Raw genomic sequence first — 24,740 nt, forward strand, 5'->3', positions numbered from 1 at the left:
CCCCTTTCGCTATATTATTCCTTTTTCTTTCAAACTAACATACTGATTTTTTCCAATTATTAAATGATCTAATAAATCAATTCCCATTATCTTGCCACATTCTTTTAGTCTAATTGTTATATTAATGTCTTCCTTACTTGGTGTAGGATCTCCTGAAGGATGATTGTGACAAATAATTATGCTAGAACTACTCTTTTTTAATGCTTCCTTAAAGATTTCTCTTGGATGCACAATAGATGAATTTAAACTACCTTTAAAAACATCTTTTATTCCTATTATATTATTTTTAGTATCTAACATTATAAGTTTTAAAACCTCTTGTTTTAAAAACACCATTTCTTTCATTACAAGTCTAGCTATATCATTAGGGGATGTTATACTTTTACTTTCTCTAATTAAGCTTAACATATTAATTCTTCTAACAAGCTCACCAATCGCCATAATTTGACTTGCCTTTATGTTCTTAATTCCCTTTATACTAGTTATCTCATCAATTCCAGCATCTAATAAACCATCTAGTCCATTAAATTCAGATAAAACTCTAGTACTTAAAGAAACTATATTTTCTCCTCTAGTTCCAGTTCTTAAAATCACTGCAAGAAGCTCTGCGTTACTTAAGGTTTCTGGTCCGTTAATTAATAACTTTTCAATAGGTCTTTCTTCTTCTGGCATATCTGTAACTTTTATACTATTATTCATAAATAAACACCTCAAAATAGTAACTTTATTTATAAATATGCCCTAAATTCCTACTCTTTAACCTTATTTATCATTTTATTTAAAAGATTCAGCGGTAATCCTACTACATTGTAGTAACAACCGTTTATACCTTCTACAAAAACTCCACCGTATCCTTGTATTCCATAAGCTCCTGCTTTATCAAGTGGTTCCCCTGTTTTTATGTAATTTAATATTTCGCCATCTGTTAAATCGCTTATTTTAACTTCAGTGTATAAAGCTGCTTCTTCTGTTTTATTGTTATACATATTTACAACTACTATACCTGAATAAACTCTATGAGTTTTACCACTTAATTCTTTGAGCATTCTATATGCATCTTCTTCATTTTTAGGCTTGCCTAAAATTTCATTACCTAATGCAACTATAGTATCTCCTGCAATAATTATAGCATCTTCTTTTAGGCTATTTTTAGTGCTAATTGCTTTTCCCTTAGCTAAGTTAATTACATATTCTTCTATGTTTCCATTAAATAATACAGTATTTTCATCAAAGTGACTTACTTCGATATCAAAATCCTTAATTATCCTATGTAACAACTCTTGTCTCCTTGCAGATGCTGATGCTAAAACATATTTCAAACCTATCACATCCTACTTTTATACATATTTTATAGTATTGACAAAATGGCACGGTTTAAAACCAAAAATAAAGACAAAGATAATTGTCCCTATCTTATATCTTATATAGTTTATCATTATATAAGTTTTGAAACAAGTAGCTTTGCCCTTCTTTATTCAATTTTTATTTATTTGTAATATTTTCGTTATTTTTTCAATGTAACATTTTTCTACTTTTCTATTCTACTCAATACTGAATAAATATACTCTAGTTCTGAAACTATATTTGACTTATTTATAGTCTCTGGCAATGCATTAATATGTTCTTTATATTCGCTTAAAATATCAATACTATCTCCTTCTGTGATATCTCCTAATTCTTTAGCCCAACTTTTAAAATCACTGGTATTAACTTCTTTAACTTCTTCTTCTCCTGCTGTATTTAAAATTTCTAAATATCCTTCTGTAATTACAATAACTTGATTTTCTACTTCATCATTTTTATTTAACCCTAGGTTAACCTTTATATTTTCAATTCCCTTTTCTTTTAAATTTTCCATTAGTGCAGCACTATCAGCTTCCTTAGCTATTCCCGCTATAACTCTATATTTACCTTCTGCATCTTGAACTATAAAAGAATTAAAACTACTATCTATAGTATTTAATACTTGTTTAGCATTTTCTTCTTTAGTGAAATATCCACATTGAATTAAAGCAAAGTTTTCTATATCTTCTGTTTCTGATGTATTACTACTATTATTATCATTTTCAACTTGAGGTATAGTATTGGTTTGTCTTGAGGTATCGATATTAGGAATAACTTTTAATAATATCCATGCTGCAAGTAGACCTATAATTACCGCCGCAAGAGTGGTCATAACTAAAGATGTTAAAAGCTTAATTCCATTATTCTTCTTTTTGTATTGATATTTTGTGTACTTCATTTTATCCTCCCCCTCTTTCTATACTTCATATATATTCTAAATCCCTTGATAATATTCATTATGTAAAATAAATTTTATAAGATTTTTTATTAAAGGAATTTATAAAAACTTACTAAGAGTAGGTATTAAAAATAAAAAAGTGCAACTATATAATTTTGCTTATTCCGTCGCTACGCTCCAAGTCATCGCAAAATTAATAGTTACACTTCAAAGCTGAAGGAAGGAAATTATAAAAAGTTATTCACAGGATAAACTTTTTATAATTTCCTAAAGAATAAAGCAAAATATGGGCTGTCACACAAACAGCCCATATTAAAAATTAAAAATTAAGAATTATTGATGTAATTCTTACAGAATTACTAAAATTAATTTCTTTTCAAAACTCCTTCAGGAGTTTTTTCATTAATTTTTCATTGTGCAAAAGAACATTCTATGAAAGCTTTCTTTACTTAATAACTATGCTTCTCTTACAACTGAAACTCTTTCTTTGTTATGTCCTCCATTAACCGCTAAATCAATCATTGCTACAGCATAATCTTTGTAGCTAATTATACTTTCTCCTTTTGAGTTAAGCTTAAATTCTTCTCCAGCAAGAATATATTTTCCAGTTTTTTCTCCATCTGCTTGGAAATCTGCTGCTGGGCTAACATATGTCCAATTTACATTATTAACATTTCTTATTTCTAATAATTGATTAGCTTGGGCAGTTGCTAATGGTTTAAATACTTCTGGGAAATCTTCTCCATCCTTAACTTGAACTGTATGTTCTTTATCTACATATAAACTACCTGCTCCCCCAACTACTAAAAGTCTATTAGGTTTGTCTGCTAAAATCTTAGTTAAATGCATTAATGAAGTAGTATGATTATTTAAAGTTTCTGGTGTGAAAAAACCTAAAGCATCTATAATTACATCATAATCTTTAATATCATCATAATTTAAATCATAGGCATCCTTAATTAAATTTTTCTTTGAATTAACTACTTCTTTCCTAGCAATAGCTAGTACATCTATTCCTCTTTCCATAGCTTCATTTAATATACAAGAACCTGCCTTTCCATTGGCTCCTATTATTGCAATTTTCATTTTCAATTCCTCCCTTATTTTCAAAACATTATCTTCTATACACTAATTATATGACTTAAGAGTTCCATATGAAAGTACGCACTTTCAAGTAATATAGTTACTCAAAGGAAAGAATTAAGTGAAATAGGCGTTTAACAAAAAAAGAAATTTAGCACTAAGCTAAATTTCTTCTATAATTCTATTTTTTATTTTAGTTCCTTAAGAACTTCAAGTAAGTATTCCCAAACATTTTTAACTGATGAAATACTCATATGTTCTTCTGGTGTATGAACATCATAAAGATCAGGTCCAAAGCTTATCATATCTAATTTTCCTAATCTTTCATTAAATAATCCACATTCAACACCTGCATGAATTGCTACTATCTTAGCTTCTTTTCCATACATTCTCTTATATACATCTTGGCATATTCCTCTTACCTTTGATTCACTATCATATTGCCATTCTGGATATCCAGCTGTAGTTTCAAATTCTGCACCGATTAAATCTGCAACTGTTTTACTTCTTAATACTATTTCATCCTTTAAAGATGCTATTGAACTTCTTATTGCACTATCATATTCAACAATGTCTCCATTGGTAATAACTACTCCTAAGTTAGTTGAACTTTCAACTAAATCTTCTATTTCAACACTATTAGTGTTAATTCCATTTGGTATTAAGTAAAGTAAATTTACTGCTTTTTCTGTATCTACTCTTGTAAATAATTTTTCAACTTTTTCTGTGTTTTCTAATATAGAAACATTAACTCCTGGATCTTGAGTTTTTAATTCATTTACTAAAATAGGATTCCATGAATTAATTATTTCCTTTGCTTTTTCTAAGTCACTAGCTTTAACAGCAATTACTGCATCTGCTTCTCTAGGAATAGCATTATTTTTTGATCCACCATGCACTGATGCTAATTTATAATCTATAGGTAATAAAGATTTTAAGATTCTACCCATAATCTTATTAGAGTTTCCTCTTTCCTTATTAATTTCCATTCCTGAGTGACCACCCTTTAATCCTCTCACTGCAATATGTAAGAAATTATTGTAGTCTCCTACTTCTTCTAAATTAACTTTTAATAGGTGCTTGCTTCTAATTCCACCAGCACAGCTTACTAATAGGTGTCCTTCTTCCTCATTATCTAAGTTCAAAAGAATTTTTCCAGTAATATGCTCTTTAGAAACTGCCATAGCTCCTGACATTCCAGTTTCCTCATCAGTAGTAATTAATACTTCTAGTGGTGGATGTGGAATATCTGTAGAGTCTAGAATAGCTAATGAATATGCAACTGCAATTCCATTATCTGATCCTAAAGTAGTATCTGTTGCATAAACCATATCATCTACAACTCTTAATTTTAATGGATCCTTTTCAAAATCATGTTCTGTTCCCTTATTTTTTTCACAAACCATATCCATATGTCCTTGAAGAATAACAGTTGGTGAATTTTCATATCCCTTTGTACCAGGTTTTTTAATTATTACATTTAAAGCCTCATCTTGGTAAACTTCTAAATTAAGCTTTTTAGCAACACTTACTAAGTAATCACTTACTTCCTTTTCATTTCCTGATCCTCTTGGTATTTGTGAGATTTCTTCGAAATATTGAAAAACCTTCTTAGGTTCTAAATTTTGTAAAATATTCATGTTTTTATCTCCTTTCCTACTAAATTATGTTAGAATTATATTATAAATAAAGTATATCATAGTATATATGATACTTAAATTTTATTTTTTTATTATAACTATTCGGAATATTCACAATTTTTATTATGAGGTGATGTTATGCAAAAAACAAAAATGATTTTTACCATTGGCCCCGCAAGTGATACTGAAGATATTCTAAGAAAATTTATTGAAATTGGAATGAGTGCTGCGAGATTAAACTTTTCTCACGGAACTCATGAAACTCACAAAGAAAAAATAGATCTTATAAAAAAAGTAAGAGAAGATTTAAACTCTCCTACAGCAATTATCCTTGATATTAAAGGTCCTAAAATAAGAACTCATAACTTTGTTAATGACGGTGTAGAACTTCATGAAGGCGATGACTTTTCTTTTATATGTGATGATGAAATTCTAGGTGATAATGAAAAATGTACAGTTTCATATAGAGATTTATATAAAGATGTTAAGCCAGGCGGAGAAATCTTAGTAGATGATGGTTTATTAAGATTTAAAATCAAAGAAATTAATGGAAAAGAAATTAAATGTTTAGTTACAGCTGGTGGAACTATTAAAAATCATAAAGGTGTAAATGTACCTAATGTTAAAATACATCTTCCTTCTATTACTGAAAAAGATAAAGAAGATTTAATTTTTGGATGCGAAAATAAAATTGATTTTGTTGCTGCTTCCTTTATAAGAAAAGCTTCTGATATAAAAGATGTAAGAGATACTCTAAACTCTCATGGAGGAGACTATATTCAAATTATAGCTAAAATTGAAAATCAAGAAGGTGTTGATAATATAGATGAAATAATAGAAGCCTCTGATGGAATAATGGTAGCTAGAGGAGATATGGGAGTTGAAATTCCAATTGAAAAAGTTCCTATAATCCAAAAGAACATAATAAGAAAATGTAACGAAGCTGGAAAAATAGTAATTACAGCAACACAAATGCTAGACTCTATGATTAGGAACTCTTTACCTACTAGGGCTGAAGCATGTGATATATGTAATGCTATTTTTGATGGAACTGATGCAATTATGTTAAGTGGGGAAAGTGCTAGCGGAAGTTATCCTATAGAAGCAGCTGAAATGATGTCTAGAATAGCTGTAGAAACAGAAGCCAACTTAGATTATAACTACTTAAATAAGAGATTAAAAGAACCTTCTCTTACTTCATTCTCAGAAGCTATTAGTTATTCAGCATGTAGAAGTTCAAACCTATTGCATGCAAAAGCAGTAGTTGCAGCAACTAATAGTGGAGCTACAGCAAAGCTTATATCAAAATATAGACCTAAATGTTCAATTATTGCTATAACTCCATATGATGAAGTTAGACGAGGATTAAACCTTAATTTTGGTATACACCCAACAAAATGTGAAGTATTCACTACTACTGATGAAATAATAAGTGAAGCAAAGAAAGTTGCAACAAAGTTATCCTTTGCAGAAAAAGGCGAAGATATTATAGTTGCAGCAGGAATGCCTAGTGCTACTACCGGCGGAACTAATATGCTAAAAATAGAAAAAGTATAATGTGCTATCGCACAATGAAAAATTAAGAATGTAAAATGAAGAATTAATGAGAAAAATCTCAGTAAGCTTTTTTTATATAAATTTTTTAGTAATTAAAAATAAATTATATTAAGCAACTTTACATTTTAAAGGAATGTCATAAATACAACTGATTTCATTTATAGATGCAAGTAGCTAATTAAGTAAAAATCACATGTAGATTTACATATAGAATCACGCATGTGATTTTCTTAATTTAATGACTTAAATATAATGAAGAAAAAATTTTTAACACTTTCTCTTAAGATAATTTATTTTTACTTTTTTCTATATATACTAATTTCCCTAGATTTTCTTTTATATTGGTTTTAAAGTAAATATATATATATCCTTTTAACAGAAGCAAAATATTTATTTTTTAAGGAGATGTGAAATGAATAAGAATCTATTTTTGAAATTAGGATTAGGATTACTATTATCTGTATCACTTATTGCATGTGGACAAAAAAATAGTGTCTCTGAATCAAGTACAAATCAATTTGTTAATAAAACTGAAAGTTCTATAAAAGAAGACACTCAATCTGATGCAAAACAAAACCCAACTGAAGATGAATACTATATAATAATAAAAGAAGCTTGGCAGAAACAAAAAGATTACATTGATTCTATTGACGATCCTAAAGTAAAACAATCAATACAAACCACTAACTCTGCAGCTATTATGAAGTCAACATAATTGCTTATGAAATACCCAGAAGATTCTGATACTATAAACGCAGCTCTAAATAGGGTTCTTAATGGGGAATAATTTCATGACTTTAGAAAACTCTAGTGAACAAAAGCCAATGATCATAAATCATTGGCTTTTCAATTACGCTAAATTCAACTTTAACAAAATAATTAAAGTGTTCAAAGTTTAGATAGAAGTAAGTGTATTAATCTTGAATCCTAACAAGCCTATATCCAACCCCTATATGAGTCTGTATATAAGTATTTTTCTCACAATTTTTTTCTATCTTTTTTCTTAACGTAGCCATAAAAACCCTTAATGATGGTATATCACTTTCATATGCTACTCCCCAAATCTCTTTTAATATATAAGTATGAGTTAATACCTTCCCTACATTTTTTGCTAATAAACATAGTAATTTATATTCTATTGGAGTTAAGTGAGTTTCTTCATTTTCAATAAATACACATCCCGATGCATAGTCTATTCTTAAATCTCCATTTATAAATTCACTACTTTCTTCTTTTTTTGTATTATCATAATTCATTTTACGAATAGCAACCCTTATTCTTGCTAGTAATTCATCTACACTAAAAGGCTTAGTTAAATAATCATCAGCTCCAGAATCTAAGGCTTCAATTTTATCTTTATCTTCACTTCTAGCACTAACAACTATTATTGGACAATTAGACCAGGTTCTAATTTTTTTTATTATATTAACCCCATCTATATCTGGAAGACCTAAGTCTAATATAATAATATCCGGTTTATGTGATGTAGCAAGAATTATTCCCTGATTTCCGTTTTCTGCCACAAAACAATTGTAAGAATGAACTTCTAGAGTTGCATGCATAAAATTTCTTATTGCTTTATCATCTTCAATTACCAAAATTGATTCTTTCATTATTAACCTCCACCTTTGATAGTGTAAATCCTATTACTGTTCCATGAGGATAATTATTTCTAACATAAATTTCCCCACCATGAGCATTTATTATTGACTTACATAAAGCAAGTCCTAAACCCAATCCCCTTCTACTATCAACTTTATTACCTTTAATAGTAAAGAACATATCAAATATACATTCCTGATCCTGCTTATTAATACCTATACCATTATCTATAACTTCTACTATAACCTTTTTACCTTTAGTAAAAACATCTATTCTTATTTCAGTTCCTATTTCAGTATATTTAATAGCATTATCTATTATATTTATCATAACTTGCACTATTAATCTTACATCTACATCTACTAATAATAAATCATCTTTAATATTAATCTTGACATCATAGTCAGAAATCTTACGATTAACATGTTGAAGAGCTTCATTTATTATCTCTTCTATTAACTGAGGCTCTGTATTTAATTTTACATTTCCATTATCTAATCTAGATACTGATAATAAATTTTCAACTAGATTTATTAACCAAATAGAATCATCATAAATGTCTAATGTCAATTTTCTTTTTGTTTCTTCATCAAAATTATTATTTAATATTGAACTAGCACTTCCAGATATACTAGTAAGTGGTGTTCTTAAATCATGAGACACAGCTCTTAATAAGTTAGCTCTAAATCTTTCATTTTCAGCTTGCATTAAAGCATTTTTCTTAGATTCATTTAAATTATACTTTTCTATTGCAAAAGATATCTGACTTATCATAGCCTCTAATAATGATTTTTCACTACTATCTATTACTTCATTTTCTCCCATTACTATTCCAATTACAGCCATAACATTTTCTTGTCCAACAAGAGGAATATACATTGCCTTTGCTCCTGGAATTGTGTCTGTATTTGCTCCTGCTCTTTTTTTATTTTTTATAGTCCAAGCAACTACTCCCTTTTCATCTTCACTTGCATATTCTCTATCTATCTCACTACCATCATCATACTTATAATTATAAATACTTTTTATATCCTCGTTTTCAACTTGGTAAATTATAATTGGTTTTTTTAAAAATTTATACAATTGTCGTTGAGCTGTTAATATAATATCTGCTAAATTATTGCTTCTTTCTAAATCTCTACTTGCTTCTAGTAATATATTAGTTCTGTTTGCAATTACTGCTGATACATTTGCTTGATATTTAACTTTATTAGTCAATGTACTTGTAACTAATGCAGAAGTCATCATTATTACAAATGTAACTAAATACCCTGGATTATAGAAATTAAGTGAAAACCTTGGATCTGTATACAATAAATTAAATAGTACTACACTAGCTAAGGAAGCAAAACCACCATAAATATATCCACTAGTCTTATTTGATATTAATAATACTCCTAGTATAAATACTGTAATTATATTGGATTCACTAAATCCTAAGTTATATAATATTAAACCAATTATTACAGCTCCAAGTAATATCCCTAAGGTTTTTATAGTATCTGAAAATGAAATATTAATGCATTTTATTCCATATTTTCTTTTATCTATAGTCTCCTCATTATCTGGTATAACATAGATATCTATATCTGGCGTTAATTCCATAATTCTATCTACATAGCTAAGCTTAGATAATAAAAACTTTTTTCTTCTTTTAGTTCTACCAATTATAATCTTAGACACACCACTTAACTTGGAATATTCAGATACCTGATAAGGTACATCATCTCCATATACAGTCTCTATATTAGCTCCTAACTCCTCTGCTAGCTTTAAGTTTTTTCTTAAATTCTGAATATTCTTTTCTCCTAAATCTTTAGATGATTTAGTTTCTACAAATAAAGCTGTAAACTCTGCACTAAATGCATCTGCCATTCTGGCAGCAGCTCTTATAACTCTGGCATTAGATGGAGCTGAACTTAAGCATACTAATATATGCTCATTAGTGTGATATATATTTTTACTATAAATCTTGTTAATATTCACTTCCTTATTAACTCTATCTGCAGTTTCTCTTAATGCTATTTCACGTAAAGCTACTAGATTTTCTCTAATAAAGAAGTTATCTAATGCTTTTTTTGCTTGTTCATTTTTGTATATCTTCCCCAAATTTAATCTTTTCATTAAATCAGAAGGTTCAATATCTATAAGTTCAACTTGAGATGCATCATTAAAAATTCTATCTGGAACTCTTTCATTTACTACTACATGAGTAATTGATGCAACTATATCATTAAGACTTTCTATATGCTGTACATTTACTGTTGTATAAACATCAATGCCTGCGTTTAAAAGTTCTTCTATATCACTATATCGTTTTTTATGCCTTAGTCCATGAGCATTTGTATGTGCAAGCTCATCTACTAATATTAATTCTGGTTTTCTTTTTAAAGCTCCATCTAAATCAAATTCCTTTAAAACTATACCTTTATATTCAACTTCTAAATTTCGTAAAACCTCTAATCCATTTAAAAGAGCTAGTGTTTCTGGTCTTGCATGAGGTTCTATATATCCAACTATAACATCGATGCCAGCCTTCTTAGCAGAATGAGCAGCATCTAGCATTGCATAAGTCTTACCTACCCCAGCTGCATAACCAAAAAATATTTTAAGTTTTCCTTTTTTATTTTTTTCTTCATTTTCATTTATCTCTCTTAATAATTCATCAGGATTAGGACGATTTTCCATAAAATTAGCACCTCATTATTTTAATATCCCATCTAAAGCTAAATTAACCTCTAAAACATTAACTGTTTCTTCTCCAAATATACCAAAAGCTCTCCCTTTAGTATACTTTTTAATAATATCCTCAACTTCTTCATTGCTTATATTACGACTTTTAGCTATTCTATCCACTTGATACTCTGCTGCTTCTAATGAAATATGTGGATCAAGTCCACTTCCTGAAGCTGTAACTAAATCTACTGGAATAGCTTCATCTTTTTTATCAGGATTTGCTTCTTTAATTTTATTAATTCTTTCTTTTATTATCTTTTCATAGTCATCGCTTGCTGGACTTAAGTTTGATGGTGTTGAATACATTAGAATTTCTCCATCTTCATTTTTATAAGTAGTAGTATCTAAATTCATAACGCGTCCCCACATATATTCATTTCCAGTAAACTCTTGTGCTAGCAAAGTACTTCCATAGACTTTCCCATCTATTTCTATAATACTACCATTTGCCTTATCCTTAAATAAAATTTGTGAAATTCCTGTTATAAAAGTTGGATATATTAAACCACAAATTAAAGTAAAAACTAGTATAAACTTAAATGCCTTTCCAATAATCTTCATAACTATTCCTCCTACACTAAACCAATGGCAGTTATTATAATATCTATAAGCTTAATTGCTATAAATGGAGCTATTATTCCTCCTAATCCATATACTAATAAATTTCTTGATAATAATTTATTAGCTGGAACTTCTCTGTATTTTACACCCTTTAATGCTAAAGGTATAAGTGCTATTATAATTAACGCATTATAAATAACTGCTGATAATATTGCACTTTCAGGACTACTTAATCCCATTACATTTAACTTTTGTAATTCTGGATAAAGTCCAATAAATAAAGGTGGTATTATGGCAAAATATTTTGCTATATCATTTGCAATACTAAATGTAGTTAATGCACCTCTTGTCATTAAAAGCTGTTTTCCTATTCTAACTATTTCAATAAGTTTAGTAGGTGATGAATCTAAATCCACCATATTACCAGCCTCTTTTGCTGCTTGTGTTCCTGTATTCATGGCAACAGCCACATCTGCTTGTGCTAGGGCTGGTGCATCATTAGTACCATCTCCAGTCATTGCAACTAAGTGACCTTTCTTTTGAAAATCTCTTATCATATTTAGTTTTCCTTCTGGAGTTGCTTCTGCTAAGAAATCATCAACTCCAGCCTCTGCTGCTATTGCTGCTGCTGTCAACGGATTATCACCTGTAATCATTATTGTTTTAATTCCCATTTTTCTAAGATCTGCAAATTTTTCTTTTACACCCTTTTTAACTATATCCTTTAAATGTATTATTCCTAATACCTTATTATTTTTAGCAACTACTAATGGAGTTCCCCCAATTGTTGCAACTTCCTTAACCTTTTCTTCACATTCTTTAGAAAAATATCCTCCATTTTTCAAAATATAGTTTTTGACTGCATCTGAAGCTCCCTTTCTTATTTCATTACCATTAAAATCTACTCCACTCATTCTAGTTTTAGCAGTAAATTCAATAAATTTAGCATTTAAAGTACTCATATCTCTTCCTCTAATTCCAAATTGATTTTTTGCTAAAATTACTATACTTCTTCCTTCTGGAGTTTCATCTGCAATAGAAGATAATTGTGCTGCATCTGCTAATTCTTTTATATCAACTCCATCTACAGGTATAAATTCGGTAGCTTGTCTATTTCCAAGTGTTATAGTTCCTGTCTTATCTAACATTAATATATCTACATCACCAGCAGCCTCAATAGCTCTACCACTCATAGAAAGTACATTCGCTTGATTTAGCCTACTCATTCCTGCAATTCCAATGGCAGATAATAATGCTCCTATGGTTGTTGGAGCTAAGCAAACTAATAAAGCTATTAATGAAGTTATAGATGTACTATTTATCTTACCTGCCTCACTAGAAATAAATTCAGAATAAGTGTATAAGGAAACTGTTACTATAAGGAATATTATTGTCAGAGAAACTAAAAGTATTTCTAAAGCTTTTTCATTTGGTGTTTTCTTTCTAGCTGCCCCCTCTACCATAGCTATCATTTTATCCATAAAACTTTCACCAGGATCGTTGCTTACTTTAATAATTAACCAATCTGATATTACTGTAGTTCCGCCTGTAACTGCACTTCTATCACCACCGCTTTCACGAATAACTGGAGCTGATTCTCCTGTAATTGCACTTTCATCTACTGAAGCCGCTCCATCTATAACATCTCCATCAGCTGGAATTTGTTCTCCTGAAAAGACAATAATAATATCTCCTTTTTTAAGTTCAGTTGAATTTACTTTTTTTATATTTTCTCTTTCTTCTATAGATGGAATCTTATTTGCTAATACATCTTTTTTAGCTGAACGTAGTGCATCAGCCTGAGCTTTTCCTCTTCCTTCAGCAATAGCTTCTGCAAAATTTGCAAATATAACTGTAAACCAAAGTAACACTGCTATTTCTAAAATAAAACTTGGTGAATTATCTTTAATTCCTAATAAAGCTAAAAGGTATAAAATTGTTGTTAAGATAGAAGCTATATATACTATAAACATTACTGGATTTTCTTTTTGTGTTCTTGGATTCAATTTTATAAATGAATCTTTAATGGCTCTTTTTAATATTTTTTTATCAGATAAAAAACCTTTATTCTCTCTCATTTAACTTCCTCCTTCTATCCTATTGACTGAAAAAATTCTGCTATTGGTCCTAATGCAAGTGCTGGAAAAAAGCTTAAAGCACCTACTAAAAGAACAATAAATATTAATAACCCTATAAATAAAGCATTATGGGTTGGTAATGTTCCTACCCCAACTGCTACTTTTTTCTTTTGAACTAAAGATCCTGCAATAGCAAGAGTTCCTAACATAGGTACAAACCTTACAAATAACATCATTAAACCTAAACTAATATTTATAAAAACTGTATTTGCTTGAAATCCTGCAAATGATGAACCATTATTTCCACCTGCTGATGAATATGCATACAACACTTCTGAAAAACCATGAGCTCCACTATTAGTAAGGCTATTAGCTACACTTGGTACTAAAGAAGCAATTCCACTACCTATTAATGTAGCTATTGGTGTTGCAAGACAAACTAACATAGCCATTTTCATTTCAAAAGGCTCTATTTTCTTTCCTAAATATTCTGGAGTTCTTCCAACCATAAGTCCTGCTATAAAAACTGCTATTATTGCAAAGGCTAACATTCCATATAGTCCACATCCAACTCCCCCAAATATGACTTCTCCTAATTGCATTAATAACATAGTTACCATTCCACCTAGAGGTGTATAGCTATCATGCATAGAATTAACTGAGCCATTAGAAGCTGCTGTTGTAAAGGCTGCCCAAGTTGATGAAGATGCTATACCAAATCTAGCTTCTTTTCCCTCCATATTACCACCAGCTTGATTTATTGATGATATATTTACAGCTCCATTTTGAGCAAGCTGTGGTGTTCCTTTTGCTTCATTTACCGCTATCACTCCAAGTGCTATAATCAGCATTAAAAACATAGAAATAAATATTGCTCTTCCTTGTCTTTTATCCTTTATATTTCTTCCAAAAGTAAAACATAACGCTGCTGGTATTAATAAAATAGATATCATTTCTACTAAATTACTAAAAGGTGTTGGATTTTCAAAAGGATGAGCTGAGTTTACACCAAAAAATCCCCCTCCGTTAGTTCCTAATTGTTTAATTGCAATTTGGCTAGCTGCTGGCCCCTGTGGTATAACTTGTTTGGTTATTACTGTTCCATCTTCAAGAGTTATAGGTTGTAATAAATCTACTTCTTTATATGATGAAAAATTTTGTACAACTCCCTGAGAAACTATTAATAATGAAACCACTATTGATAAAGGCATTAAAATATGAACTATACTTCTGGTTGCGTCCACCCAAAAATTACCTATAGTCTTTTCTTTTACTCTAGTAAACCCTCTTATAAGTGCAAATAAAACTGCTATGCCTGTTGCTGCAGATACAAAGTTTTGAACAGTTAATCCAATCATTTGAGTAAGATAACTTAATTGGCTCTCTCCTGAATAAGCTTGCCAATTAGTATTACTTATAAAACTAGATGCAGTATTAAAACTTAAATCTAAGCTTATTCCATTAACACCTTCTGGATTTAAAGGAAGAATTCCTTGAAATATTTGCAATAAAAATAAAATTATAAATCCTATTAAGCTAAAAGCTAATACAGATTTTGCATATCTTTTCCAATCCATCTCTTCATTCTTATCTATATTAATTGTTTTATATATAAAACTTTCTACAGGATTTAATATCCTGCTTAAAAATGTTTTCTCACCATTCATTACTTTTCCAATATAATTTCCTAATGGAATAGCTAGTATAATTAATATCCCTAAATATAGTGAATACTGTATTATTGAGTTAATCATTCCTTTTCACCTCTTAATAAAATATAAGTTAAATAAACAAATAATGATAAAGCTACTAAACCTATAAGAATAATAATTACTGACATCCTTGTCCCCCCTTATGCCTTAAATTATATTAGGATTAATATTAAGATGGTGTTAGGATTAATTAAGATGACATTAAGATTGTATAAAGATTTAAGTTTTTTAAATTAATTATAAAAATTAAAGGAACTCAGCATAAGGTGAGTTCCTTTAATAATTTTATCTTTTAATTTTTTTCATTACTAACTTTTTATTATTAGAATAATCCTTTAAATAAGTCTCCTAATGATACTCCTTCATCTGTATCATTGTATTGTAAATATTCTTTAGATTTCTCTTCAGCATCTTTTATAGTTAAAGAAATTTTCTTATTTACTTTATCAACATCTAATACTTTTACTTTTACTTTTTGACCTAAAGTTAATACATCTGATGGCTTAGCTATGTTTTCTTCTGATATTTCATTTATATGAACTAACCCTTCAACTCCAGGGAATAATTCTACAAAGGCACCAAACTTTAATAAATTAACTACCTTTCCATCTAAAACTCCCCCAAGTTTTAAGGCATCTCCATATTTAGTCCAAGGATCTTCATTAATATCCTTTAAGATTAAAGATACTCTTTCATTTTTAGTATCTACTTCTCCAACGAATACTTCAACCTTATCTCCTTCTTTAACTACATCTTCAGCTCTATGAACTCTTCCCCAAGATAAATCATTTAAGTGAATTAATCCAGTTACGCCTCCAATATCAACTAGCGCGCCAGCTCTAATAATCTTTTTAACAATACCTGATCTCTTTTCACCAGACTTAATTGATTTCCATGATTCTTTTTTATTATTTTCAAATATTTCATCTTCAATTACTCTTCTTGAAGCTACTATTTTTCTTGATTTAAAATCTAATTCAATTATTTTAACTTCTAATTCTTTTCTAATTAAATCAGATAAATTAATTCTTTCTCTTGAAGCTAAAGAAGCTGGTATAAATACTCTAATATTTCCATAGTAAGCAACTAATCCACCTTTAACTTCTTCCTTTATATAAACCTTAATAACTTCTTCATTATCAAAAGCTTTTTTAATATCTTCTTTTTCAGTAATCTCTAAAGCTTTTACTCTTGATAATTGAACATATCCTTCTCCGTCATTTGGCGATAAAACATAAACCTTAATTTTATCTCCTATATTAACAACCTCTCTAGGGTCTTTATCCATATTTGTTAGTTCTTCTTTTTCAATAAGTCCATCAAAGGCATAATTAATATTAACCATAACTTCTTTATCATTAACATCAATAACTTCTCCGTCTAATATATCTCCAGTTCTTATTCTCTTAACGTCAAAATCCTTTAATAAGTCTCCCATAGTTCCTTCAAAATTCTGATTTGTCATGTATTTCACTCCTTAAAATATGTTGTACTCTACTATAATTTTAGTTGAATGTGATATTGATTACAAGTTTTTATAATATTAACTTTATATTAATTATTAGTAAAATTAATTGTGTTATAATTATTATATTAAACAGATATAGACTATAAGTTATGTAATACCTTATTATAATGTAATTGTAGCTAGTAAATAAGAGATATATTACGGTATATCTAGTGATTATTAGTTGCTTATCTAATTTTTAAATTTTTTACTAACTTTTAACCATAAATGAGTTTTGAATATTTTATATTTTTTATATAAAATAAATTATAATCTTTTCTTGGAGGTGAATTTTATAAAAAGAAATAACAGTAAAAAAATAATATTTAGTGTATTTTTAACCTTTATTTTTTTAACTTCTAGTTTTCTTATAGATACTGTTCCTATTTTTGATACAATTACTCATGGTGAAACTATAGTATCAGCTAAGACTAAAACATCAAGTAGTTTTAAAAGTTCTAGTGGATTCAAGAGTTCTAGTAGTTCTAAAAGCTCTAGTAGTTTTAAATCAAGTGGTGGAAAATCAAATATTTATAAGTCTTCTAGTAGTTTTAAAAGTGGATCCTATAGCAGTGGCAGCTCTAGTTCTTCAAATAGTTCTAGTAGTTCAAGTAGTTCCAGTCAAAGTAGCTCTAGTAGCAATTCTGGAAGCTTTAAAAGTGGATCCTATAGTAGTGATGTAGATAAAGGTAAATCTGGAACATCGAAGGGATTTTCCTCTGGCTCTTATAGCACTACAGATAATGATAATACAACCCAAGATAAAGATTACAACGATCAATCGAGTAGCTATGATAATTATGATGACTATGGTGGATCCTCATTAGGAGATATATTATATGGCTTATCCTCTATGCGAAGTTTTGGCTTTGGTATGGGGGGAATGGGTATATCCCTTGGTTCCATATTATTCATAGGAATAGTATTCGTAATTATAGTTGCTGTAATAAGAATTTATTTAAAGAATAGAAAATATTAATTTAGGAGGATACTTATATGGGTATATTTACAAGAATGTCAAACATGTTAAAATCAAAAGTTAATTCAACTTTAGATGAAATGGAAAATCCAATAGAATTATTAGATCAAAAAATTAGAGATATGGAAAAGCAATTAAACTCTGCAAAATTAAACTCTGCTCAAATAATTGGAAATGCTCACGAAATAAAAAAGCAAATGGAATCTTGTGAAGTAGAGGTTAAGGATTTTGAAGATAAAGTAAAATTAGCTTTATCTAAAAATAATGAAGACCTAGCTAAAAGAGCTTTAGCAAGAAAAATAGAATCTGAGAAGAAGTTAGAAAGCTTAAAGACTAGTTATGAAAATGCAAGACATCAAGCCGATACAATTAAGAAAAATCTTGCTGCTTTAGAAGCGGAAATAAATAAAACTAGAAGCTATAGAGATGAAGCTGCTGCTAGATACAGTAATGCTAAAGCTAGTCAAAAGGTGAACGAAGTTCTTGCAAATGTTCAAACTAAATCAAATTCTATTGAAATAGATAGTATAGAAAGAAAAATTCAAAAACATGAAGCTTTAGCTCATGGTTTAAACGAACTTAGAGATGTAAATACATTTGAAAGTGAATTTGAAGCTTTAGATACTGTTGATTTAGACTTAGAGCTTGAAAAGTATAAAAATAATAATAATTAGGTGATTGAATGTCTAATACTATAGATTTTATAAATACTGAAAGGGATACTATTGGAAAGACTTATACTGAAATTACTTATGCAATAAGTGAGATTTCTCCATTTCTGGATTCAAATATATTAAAGAGAAGAAAGTATTATTCGAAACTTCCTATATTAAAAAAATATATAGAAATGCTTAATGATGCTGAGTACTCTAGTAAAAATAAAAAATTTAATTTTTTTAAAAAAGATGATAGTATATTAAAATTAGAACAATATAAAAGTGATAATTCAGATGATTTTATTCAATTTGAAAATTGTTCCAAATGTTCTTGTCTTAATTGTATAAAAGAATGTGATTTTAAAAGCTGTAGCGGATGTAAAGTAAATTCATATATAAAATCTTGTGATAAATCTAAGTTAAATGTTCGTTTTCATAAAAACTTCATTTTAGATTTAACTAATAATAACACCGGAAAATCTAGCAGATATAAAGTGCTTGCAACACTTGAAAACTGTGTTGAAGATAAGCTTTATATAGCTCTTGAAAATTTACTAGATAGTAATGATAAGCTTCTCCTATACTATTATCCTGGAATTTCATCTGATGATTTTGGTGAAATTACAGATGAGGAAGAATTCAATCTTATAGTTGAAACCTATGAACAAAGCTAATAAGTGCGTTCGTACAATTAAAAATGAATAATCGGAGTAAAAACTACTAAAAGCAGTTTTATAAATAATAGCTATATTAGTTTATGCTATTATATCAATATTGGGGGATAAAAATTATTATGACAAATGAATTTTATGTTGGCTTTGGAACATTGGCCTTGATTAATGCAGGAATTGCACAAGGTAAAAATAGATCAGGATTGAATTGGTTTCTATTATCATTACTACTTGGTCCTATAGCTACATTCTGTTTAGTTTTATGTGATAAAAAATAAAAAGAGAAGTAAATATGTTATATTAGTGGCTCCGTCTCAAGATCCAAGTCGCCCTAACACAACATATTTACTTCTAAAAACTGAATGATGAAAATTATAAAACGTTATTCACAGGATAACATTTTTATCTTATAAATACTAATTCCTTTTCTGTAGACATCTCTTCATTAAACAAATATCCATCTACATCCAGCTTCTTAATATCTTCAATATCTTCAATTTCATTTTGTATTATATATCTAGTCATAATCCCTCTAGCCTTTTTAGCATTGAAGGTTATAATCTTGTATTCGTCTCCTCTTAACTCTTTAAATATAGGAGTTACTACATTTACCTTATCACTTTTTATTAAACCTTCTATAGATTTAAAGTATTCATATGATGCTAAATTAATTATGGTCTTATTTTTATGAGACTTTAATTCTTCTATTAAGCTTTCTTCTAATGTAGTATCCCAAAATTCATAAAGATCTTTTAATCCATTCACCTTTAACTTAGTTCCCATTTCAAGTCTATATTCATTAATTCCATCAAAAGGTCTTAAAACTCCATATAATCCTGATAATATTCTTAAATGTTCATTGGCATAGAAAAACTCTGAATGTGATAAGCTTCCTACATCCATTCCCCTATAAACATCACCTCTAAAAGCAAGAATTGCTTGCTTTGAAGTATCTAAACTTTTAGTCCATTTTTGAAATCTATCTCTATTTAATATAGCTAATTTTGTACTTATTTTCATAAGCTTCTCTAAAGAATAACTATCGTAATTAACAATTTCATCTATTATTTCCTGCGACTTATCTAAGAATCTAGGTTCACTCATAGGTAAGTTACTATCTTTTTCTTCAAAATCTAATGTTTTTGCAGGAGAAATAACTACTAACATAATAATCCTCCTTTTATCTTATATTTTATACTATTTCTTTCTTTTTCATTTCGCTATAACAATAATTAATTATATCACTTCTCTTAATTATTCCAATAAAAATTCCTTCATCATCTACAACAGGTACGAAATTTTGACTGGTAGCTAAAGATATTAAGCTTTCAACATCAGCACTTATTGAAACACTTTTATGTTTTCTTTTTCTTGATATATCATGTACTCTTACATTTTCAGTATTTCTAAAGTTTAAATCAGGAGTATTTTTAAGTTTCCAAAGTAAATCCCCTTCAGTTAATGTTCCAACATATTTACCTTCTTTATCTATTAATGGAATAGCTGTATATCCATGATGCTCCATCTTCTCAATAACTTGTCTCATAGTGGAATCTAGATATTCATATATCACCTCATTTTTAGGTGTTAAAAAAAATGCTATATTCATAATGTCTCTTTCCCCCATACTTCAATTATAAATCAAGTCACATATATATTTTATCATATCTAGAATGTAATTGTTTTAGAATATAAGAATTTTAATACTTAATTAATTTATTATCCATTTTTTTGATTTTATAACTATAATTCATATATTCTATTTCGTCTATTATGGTGGAAACTTCATTATATACTTCTTCTCCACTGAAGGTTTTCTTAACTATAACTTCATCTATTACTTTATTATCACATTTTGGACATTTACCAAGAGATAAAAACCTCCATTTCATTGGAACAAAATCATATTCTAAATCTATTTTTATATTGCATTTTGGACATTTACAATTTATTTTTTCTTTATCCAATTTGTATTCGCTTAAATTCTTAACCTCCATTGCTGGCATATTATATATATCCTTAATAATATAATTCTTTAATACTCTAGAATTATATATTCTCCTAAATACTTCGGATGTATAAACTGCATCATTTAACGCATCATGTAACTTACTATTGTCAACCTTTATCTTTAATTCTTCTAATGCATTTTTTAAACTTAGAGATTTTTTCTTAGCTAGAATCTTAGTAGAATATTCTTGTAAATCTAAATAATTTTTTAACCAGCTTAAATTTTCATATTTATAATATATTGCATTACTTATTATCTCAATAATATCGTCCTTTGCCCAAGAGCATATTATATCACCATCATCAATAATCTTTGATAACTCATCCATACCTTCTTGAAATGATAGTCCATTTTCTAAGTCCTTTTCTGTAATATTGGTTATTTCTGATATTTTAGGATTTAAAACTGGAATAACTGATGGCTTGATATACGTTTTAAACTCTTTTAACGGCTTCATGTAATTATCTAATTTTATGGCACCTATTTCTATTATTTCATTATCTAAATCAATACTTTCAAGGCTTGGGTAATCCTTAAGGATATTAGGATAATATTTATGTATGCCTTCTAAATTATTAAACTCTAAATCAATTATTATAAATGACATTTCATACCTCTCACTACTTTATTCTCTTAAATATATTATGCCATTTTTTATGAAATTTTTCACTACTATTATTGTAAATAATAGTCAAAAAGAAAAAAACTCCATTAGGAGTTTTCATCAAAATTTATTCCTGCAAGCTTCATTAAATGAACTGCATTTTGTGTTTTACTCTTTCCTTCTCTAAGTTTATAATCAAACTTAATCTTACTATCCTTATAGTATTCTTGGAAATTGTAGTTTTTAATCCAATTTCTAGTTTGTTCTAAATCGCAAAGTTCTAAATCATGGGTTGAAACTAATCCCATAGCTCCATTATTAACAAGCTGATTTATAAGCACCTTAGCACCTTCATGTCTATCTCTTGAATTAGTTCCTTTAAATATCTCATCTAATAAGAAAAATACCTTTTCTCCTTTTTTAGCAGCTTCAATTAATATTTTTATTCTTAAAATCTCAGCATAGAAAGAAGAAATACTTTCCTCTAAATTATCTTTAGTTCTCATACATGTATAAATACTAAAAATACTACAACTAAAGCTTTTAGCACAAACTGGAGCTCCAATATAACTTAATAGTAAATTTATACCTATTGTTCTTAAAAAAGTGCTCTTACCTGACATATTTGATCCTGTAATTAAAGCTACCTTCCTTGTAATACCTTCTTTTTTATTTAATTCAAAACTATTGGAAACTGCCTTTACTCCTAGCATAGGATGGGCAACCTCTATCCCCTCTACCTTATCCTCATTATATATTTCTGGATAGCACCAACTATCAAAATCAAATGCTAAATTCGAAATACTAGCTAAAGCTTCAATTTCTCCCATAACTTCAAGCCATCCTTTTAATTTACTTCCATTTAAGCTTCTCCATTCTTCTAGATTTCTTAAAATAAAAGTATCTGACAATATAGTTACATTTAAAAGTAAATAGTATGCATTTCCAGTACTATCTCCTAACCAATCTACTAATGACTTCAATGCTTGCATTTCTTTAATAGCGCTTTTATTACCATCTATAAGCTTTGCTTTTAAATCTTTTAATAATTCTGAATTAAATTCTTCTTCATTCATTAAACTTAGCAAATTCGTATATGCCTCTATATCTTTTTTATGACTATCAAATAGTGAAATTACTTCTGATAAGTCTTTAGTAAGAACTTTAACTACTACGTAATTAATCATAAATACTAATATTAAATATGTTATAGGTAAAATTCTAAGAGTAACTAATACTATTGATATAATAGTAAGAGCTATAAATAAATATGGAACAATTTTAAATATAGGTTTAATTTCCCCTTTGGAATTTGCCCACTCTAATAATTTATCTATATCTTTTAAACCACTTTTCTTAAGTGTTGACTTTACTTCTAGCTCTTGTCTCCACTTAACTTTTTCTCCTAATTCCTTAATAGCTTCTTGTTTCTTTACTATTTCATCTTTACTAGGTATATCTTTTAATGAAAGTATTTCACTTAGTTTTTCTCTACCAAATTTAGTTTTAGTAGAATTTATCATTTGAAATAAGGAATTTCTACCAAATACATCTAAGTCACTAGTAAATGGATGTTTTTCATCTAAAAACTCTTCTCCCTTATCTTCTACATTTTTAAAATTCCCATTAATTCTATCTATTCCTCTTCTGTTAATTGAAATAATTAATTGTGATTCTTTTTTATCTCTTATCTTTTTATTATGAAAAATAGCAATAATAAGAAAAAAAGCTAAACCTATTACTATAGATAAAATTAATAAAACTATATTTTCTGTTTTAAAAAAATAATATCCAATAGCTATAACTAATAATACTATTCCTAATCTTATAATTGAAATTATATTAATAATTTTATTTAAGTCTTTTATTCTATCTTCATTTTTAGAAATTTCATCTTCATAAAACTTTAACGCCCTATTCATATATACACCACCTTACTTAGTTATTTTACCATTAAAATTAATAAAGAAATATACTATTTATTGCTAAAAAAAATTAAGAATGAAAATTTATTGTTAAAGTCTCATTATATTGAAAACTTCTATATAAATTTCTCATTCTTAACTTACAAAAATTATTTATTATTTTATTTACTTAACTCATTATAGATAGTTTCTAAGTTATACTTCATTCCATCTAAATAACTCATATTATCTTCTTTAGTTTCTAAACTATAAATTTTTACTACTTGTGCTCCAACTTCCTTAGCTAAAGTCTCTGCTTCCTTTTCACTTGCAGTAGATTCACTAAATACTGTTTTTACTCCATTTTCTTTACAATAGTTTATTAACGCTTCTAAATTCTTAGGTGTTAATTCTCCCTCACCGAAAACATCCGCTATACTTTTTTGAGTTAGTCCAAAATCTCTGCATAGGTATCCAAAGGCAGCATGTCCAGTAACAAAATCCTTATTAGTTAGATTTTTAAACTTATTTACATATTCATCATATAAAGTATTGAAATCATTCTTTAATTGTTCGAAGTTTGCTTCATAATAATCCTTATTATCTGGATCTACTTCAACAAAAGCATTTTTTATGTTCTCTGCTTCTATAATAGCATCAGTTAAGCTTAACCAAGTATGTGGATCTTTTCCTCCATGATCATGATCGTGTTCATCATCTTCTTCATGATCATGATCATCAAGTTCTTCTTCTGACACGTTAATTGCATCTATGCCTTGACTTGCTTCTACGACTTTTACATCTTTTCCTTCAACAGTTCCTAAAACAGAATCTATCCATTCTTCCATACCAAGTCCATTATAAACAAACATATCTGAGCTTATTAAATTATTTAAATCCTTTGGCTTTGGATCAAAACTATGAGCATCACTACCATCAGGTATTATTGAAAATACATCTACTTTATCTCCACCTATAGTTTCTGCGAAATCCTTTAATGGACTAATAGTAACTCCTACTCTTAGTTTTTCTCCTTTATCCTCTTCTGAATTCTTACTTACACAACCTGAAAAAGATACTAATATACCTAATATAAGTCCAAAACTTATTAATTTTTTCTTCATTATTACACCTCGTTTTTGCAAATGATTTGCATTATTCATAGGTATTATTTTATAGTCTGTAATTTATCTTGTC

The 24,740-nt window shown here is 28.3% G+C and carries 22 protein-coding genes; 6 read left to right on the top strand and 16 right to left on the bottom strand.

Going from position 1 to position 24,740, the window contains the following annotated elements; all coding sequences use genetic code 11:
• Positions 1 to 9: 9 nt before the first annotated feature.
• The 5 genes from radC to ACQPUY_RS12795 all read right to left on the bottom strand — a co-directional run bounded on the left by radC (position 10) and on the right by ACQPUY_RS12795 (position 4,965).
• Positions 10 to 699 (bottom strand): RadC family protein, encoded by a 690-nt coding sequence (gene radC, locus ACQPUY_RS12775; protein ID WP_430841608.1) that lies wholly within the window; start codon positions 697 to 699, stop codon positions 10 to 12.
• Between the two features lie 50 nt (positions 700 to 749).
• Positions 750 to 1,319, bottom strand: coding sequence for a Maf-like protein (locus ACQPUY_RS12780; RefSeq protein ID WP_430841609.1), 570 nt, complete (start codon positions 1,317 to 1,319; stop codon positions 750 to 752).
• A 209-nt stretch (positions 1,320 to 1,528) separates the two neighbouring features.
• On the bottom strand, positions 1,529 to 2,242 hold the full coding sequence (locus ACQPUY_RS12785; RefSeq protein WP_430841610.1) for an SPOR domain-containing protein: 714 nt from the start codon (positions 2,240 to 2,242) through the stop codon (positions 1,529 to 1,531).
• A 456-nt stretch (positions 2,243 to 2,698) separates the two neighbouring features.
• The gene (locus ACQPUY_RS12790) at positions 2,699 to 3,328 is read right to left on the bottom strand and encodes an NAD(P)-dependent oxidoreductase (RefSeq protein WP_430841611.1); all 630 of its coding nucleotides are present in this window, start codon (positions 3,326 to 3,328) and stop codon (positions 2,699 to 2,701) included.
• 185 nt (positions 3,329 to 3,513) lie between these two features.
• A complete protein-coding gene (locus ACQPUY_RS12795) occupies positions 3,514 to 4,965 on the bottom strand; it encodes an aminoacyl-histidine dipeptidase (protein ID WP_430841612.1) in 1,452 nt (483 codons plus the stop codon).
• Positions 4,966 to 5,103: 138 nt separating this feature from the next.
• Here ACQPUY_RS12795 and pyk point away from each other — a divergent pair, with 138 nt between their 5' ends.
• Together pyk and ACQPUY_RS12805 are read left to right on the top strand one after the other, a co-directional pair.
• On the top strand, positions 5,104 to 6,522 hold the full coding sequence (gene pyk / locus ACQPUY_RS12800) for a pyruvate kinase (RefSeq protein WP_430841613.1): 1,419 nt from the start codon (positions 5,104 to 5,106) through the stop codon (positions 6,520 to 6,522).
• A 412-nt stretch (positions 6,523 to 6,934) separates the two neighbouring features.
• Complete coding sequence (locus tag ACQPUY_RS12805) at positions 6,935 to 7,237, top strand: hypothetical protein (RefSeq protein WP_430841614.1); 303 nt, start codon at positions 6,935 to 6,937, stop codon at positions 7,235 to 7,237.
• A gap of 199 nt (positions 7,238 to 7,436) precedes the next feature.
• Here the strand turns inward: ACQPUY_RS12805 and ACQPUY_RS12810 are convergent, their stop codons facing one another.
• From ACQPUY_RS12810 to rpsA, 6 genes are all read right to left on the bottom strand, one after another.
• Positions 7,437 to 8,135, bottom strand: coding sequence for a response regulator (locus ACQPUY_RS12810; RefSeq protein WP_430841615.1), 699 nt, complete (start codon positions 8,133 to 8,135; stop codon positions 7,437 to 7,439).
• On the bottom strand, positions 8,110 to 10,812 hold the full coding sequence (locus ACQPUY_RS12815) for a DUF4118 domain-containing protein (RefSeq protein WP_430841616.1): 2,703 nt from the start codon (positions 10,810 to 10,812) through the stop codon (positions 8,110 to 8,112). Before ACQPUY_RS12815 ends, ACQPUY_RS12810 begins: the two co-directional genes overlap by 26 nt.
• A gap of 15 nt (positions 10,813 to 10,827) precedes the next feature.
• Complete coding sequence (gene kdpC / locus ACQPUY_RS12820) at positions 10,828 to 11,421, bottom strand: potassium-transporting ATPase subunit KdpC (protein WP_430841617.1); 594 nt, start codon at positions 11,419 to 11,421, stop codon at positions 10,828 to 10,830.
• An 11-nt stretch (positions 11,422 to 11,432) separates the two neighbouring features.
• A complete protein-coding gene (kdpB, locus tag ACQPUY_RS12825; protein WP_430841618.1) occupies positions 11,433 to 13,499 on the bottom strand; it encodes a potassium-transporting ATPase subunit KdpB in 2,067 nt (688 codons plus the stop codon).
• Between the two features lie 14 nt (positions 13,500 to 13,513).
• On the bottom strand, positions 13,514 to 15,253 hold the full coding sequence (kdpA, locus tag ACQPUY_RS12830) for a potassium-transporting ATPase subunit KdpA (RefSeq protein ID WP_430841619.1): 1,740 nt from the start codon (positions 15,251 to 15,253) through the stop codon (positions 13,514 to 13,516).
• Between the two features lie 280 nt (positions 15,254 to 15,533).
• Positions 15,534 to 16,676 (bottom strand): 30S ribosomal protein S1, encoded by a 1,143-nt coding sequence (gene rpsA / locus ACQPUY_RS12835; protein ID WP_430841620.1) that lies wholly within the window; start codon positions 16,674 to 16,676, stop codon positions 15,534 to 15,536.
• Positions 16,677 to 17,004: 328 nt separating this feature from the next.
• Here rpsA and ACQPUY_RS12840 point away from each other — a divergent pair, with 328 nt between their 5' ends.
• The 4 genes from ACQPUY_RS12840 (at position 17,005) to ACQPUY_RS12855 (ending at position 19,302) form a co-directional block, all read left to right on the top strand.
• Positions 17,005 to 17,697: a hypothetical protein gene (locus ACQPUY_RS12840; RefSeq protein ID WP_430841621.1), complete on the top strand. Its 693-nt coding sequence runs from the start codon at positions 17,005 to 17,007 to the stop codon at positions 17,695 to 17,697.
• A gap of 17 nt (positions 17,698 to 17,714) precedes the next feature.
• Positions 17,715 to 18,371 (top strand): PspA/IM30 family protein, encoded by a 657-nt coding sequence (locus tag ACQPUY_RS12845; RefSeq protein WP_430841622.1) that lies wholly within the window; start codon positions 17,715 to 17,717, stop codon positions 18,369 to 18,371.
• Between the two features lie 8 nt (positions 18,372 to 18,379).
• A complete protein-coding gene (locus ACQPUY_RS12850) occupies positions 18,380 to 19,027 on the top strand; it encodes a DUF1292 domain-containing protein (RefSeq protein ID WP_430841623.1) in 648 nt (215 codons plus the stop codon).
• A gap of 119 nt (positions 19,028 to 19,146) precedes the next feature.
• A complete protein-coding gene (locus ACQPUY_RS12855; protein ID WP_430841624.1) occupies positions 19,147 to 19,302 on the top strand; it encodes a hypothetical protein in 156 nt (51 codons plus the stop codon).
• 124 nt (positions 19,303 to 19,426) lie between these two features.
• On the opposite strand, the gene yaaA is transcribed toward ACQPUY_RS12855, so the two are convergent.
• From yaaA to ACQPUY_RS12880, 5 genes are all read right to left on the bottom strand, one after another.
• Complete coding sequence (gene yaaA / locus ACQPUY_RS12860) at positions 19,427 to 20,191, bottom strand: peroxide stress protein YaaA (RefSeq protein WP_430841625.1); 765 nt, start codon at positions 20,189 to 20,191, stop codon at positions 19,427 to 19,429.
• A 25-nt stretch (positions 20,192 to 20,216) separates the two neighbouring features.
• Positions 20,217 to 20,633, bottom strand: a complete 417-nt coding sequence (locus ACQPUY_RS12865; RefSeq protein ID WP_430841626.1) for a CBS domain-containing protein — start codon at positions 20,631 to 20,633, stop codon at positions 20,217 to 20,219.
• 91 nt (positions 20,634 to 20,724) lie between these two features.
• A complete protein-coding gene (locus ACQPUY_RS12870) occupies positions 20,725 to 21,642 on the bottom strand; it encodes an exonuclease domain-containing protein (protein WP_430841627.1) in 918 nt (305 codons plus the stop codon).
• 104 nt (positions 21,643 to 21,746) lie between these two features.
• Positions 21,747 to 23,561, bottom strand: coding sequence for a MutS-related protein (locus tag ACQPUY_RS12875; protein ID WP_430841628.1), 1,815 nt, complete (start codon positions 23,559 to 23,561; stop codon positions 21,747 to 21,749).
• 164 nt (positions 23,562 to 23,725) lie between these two features.
• Positions 23,726 to 24,667, bottom strand: a complete 942-nt coding sequence (locus ACQPUY_RS12880; RefSeq protein WP_430841629.1) for a metal ABC transporter solute-binding protein, Zn/Mn family — start codon at positions 24,665 to 24,667, stop codon at positions 23,726 to 23,728.
• Between the last annotated feature and the right edge of the window lie 73 nt (positions 24,668 to 24,740).

Origin of the sequence: Clostridium nigeriense, from assembly GCF_050585245.1 — a bacterium.
Taxonomy (GTDB): Bacteria; Bacillota; Clostridia; order Clostridiales; family Clostridiaceae; genus Clostridium; species Clostridium nigeriense_A.

Coding starts and splice junctions, on each gene's coding strand:
- radC (WP_430841608.1), bottom strand. CDS start 699: ATGAATAATAGTATAAAAGTTACAGATATGCCAGAAGAAGAAAGACCT.
- ACQPUY_RS12785 (WP_430841610.1), bottom strand. CDS start 2,242: ATGAAGTACACAAAATATCAATACAAAAAGAAGAATAATGGAATTAAG.
- ACQPUY_RS12790 (WP_430841611.1), bottom strand. CDS start 3,328: ATGAAAATTGCAATAATAGGAGCCAATGGAAAGGCAGGTTCTTGTATA.
- ACQPUY_RS12795 (WP_430841612.1), bottom strand. CDS start 4,965: ATGAATATTTTACAAAATTTAGAACCTAAGAAGGTTTTTCAATATTTC.
- pyk (WP_430841613.1), top strand. CDS start 5,104: ATGCAAAAAACAAAAATGATTTTTACCATTGGCCCCGCAAGTGATACT.
- ACQPUY_RS12805 (WP_430841614.1), top strand. CDS start 6,935: ATGAATAAGAATCTATTTTTGAAATTAGGATTAGGATTACTATTATCT.
- ACQPUY_RS12810 (WP_430841615.1), bottom strand. CDS start 8,135: ATGAAAGAATCAATTTTGGTAATTGAAGATGATAAAGCAATAAGAAAT.
- ACQPUY_RS12815 (WP_430841616.1), bottom strand. CDS start 10,812: ATGGAAAATCGTCCTAATCCTGATGAATTATTAAGAGAGATAAATGAA.
- kdpC (WP_430841617.1), bottom strand. CDS start 11,421: ATGAAGATTATTGGAAAGGCATTTAAGTTTATACTAGTTTTTACTTTA.
- kdpB (WP_430841618.1), bottom strand. CDS start 13,499: ATGAGAGAGAATAAAGGTTTTTTATCTGATAAAAAAATATTAAAAAGA.
- kdpA (WP_430841619.1), bottom strand. CDS start 15,253: ATGATTAACTCAATAATACAGTATTCACTATATTTAGGGATATTAATT.
- rpsA (WP_430841620.1), bottom strand. CDS start 16,676: ATGACAAATCAGAATTTTGAAGGAACTATGGGAGACTTATTAAAGGAT.
- ACQPUY_RS12845 (WP_430841622.1), top strand. CDS start 17,715: ATGGGTATATTTACAAGAATGTCAAACATGTTAAAATCAAAAGTTAAT.
- ACQPUY_RS12850 (WP_430841623.1), top strand. CDS start 18,380: ATGTCTAATACTATAGATTTTATAAATACTGAAAGGGATACTATTGGA.
- ACQPUY_RS12855 (WP_430841624.1), top strand. CDS start 19,147: ATGACAAATGAATTTTATGTTGGCTTTGGAACATTGGCCTTGATTAAT.
- yaaA (WP_430841625.1), bottom strand. CDS start 20,191: ATGTTAGTAGTTATTTCTCCTGCAAAAACATTAGATTTTGAAGAAAAA.
- ACQPUY_RS12865 (WP_430841626.1), bottom strand. CDS start 20,633: ATGAATATAGCATTTTTTTTAACACCTAAAAATGAGGTGATATATGAA.
- ACQPUY_RS12870 (WP_430841627.1), bottom strand. CDS start 21,642: ATGTCATTTATAATAATTGATTTAGAGTTTAATAATTTAGAAGGCATA.
- ACQPUY_RS12875 (WP_430841628.1), bottom strand. CDS start 23,561: ATGAATAGGGCGTTAAAGTTTTATGAAGATGAAATTTCTAAAAATGAA.
- ACQPUY_RS12880 (WP_430841629.1), bottom strand. CDS start 24,667: ATGAAGAAAAAATTAATAAGTTTTGGACTTATATTAGGTATATTAGTA.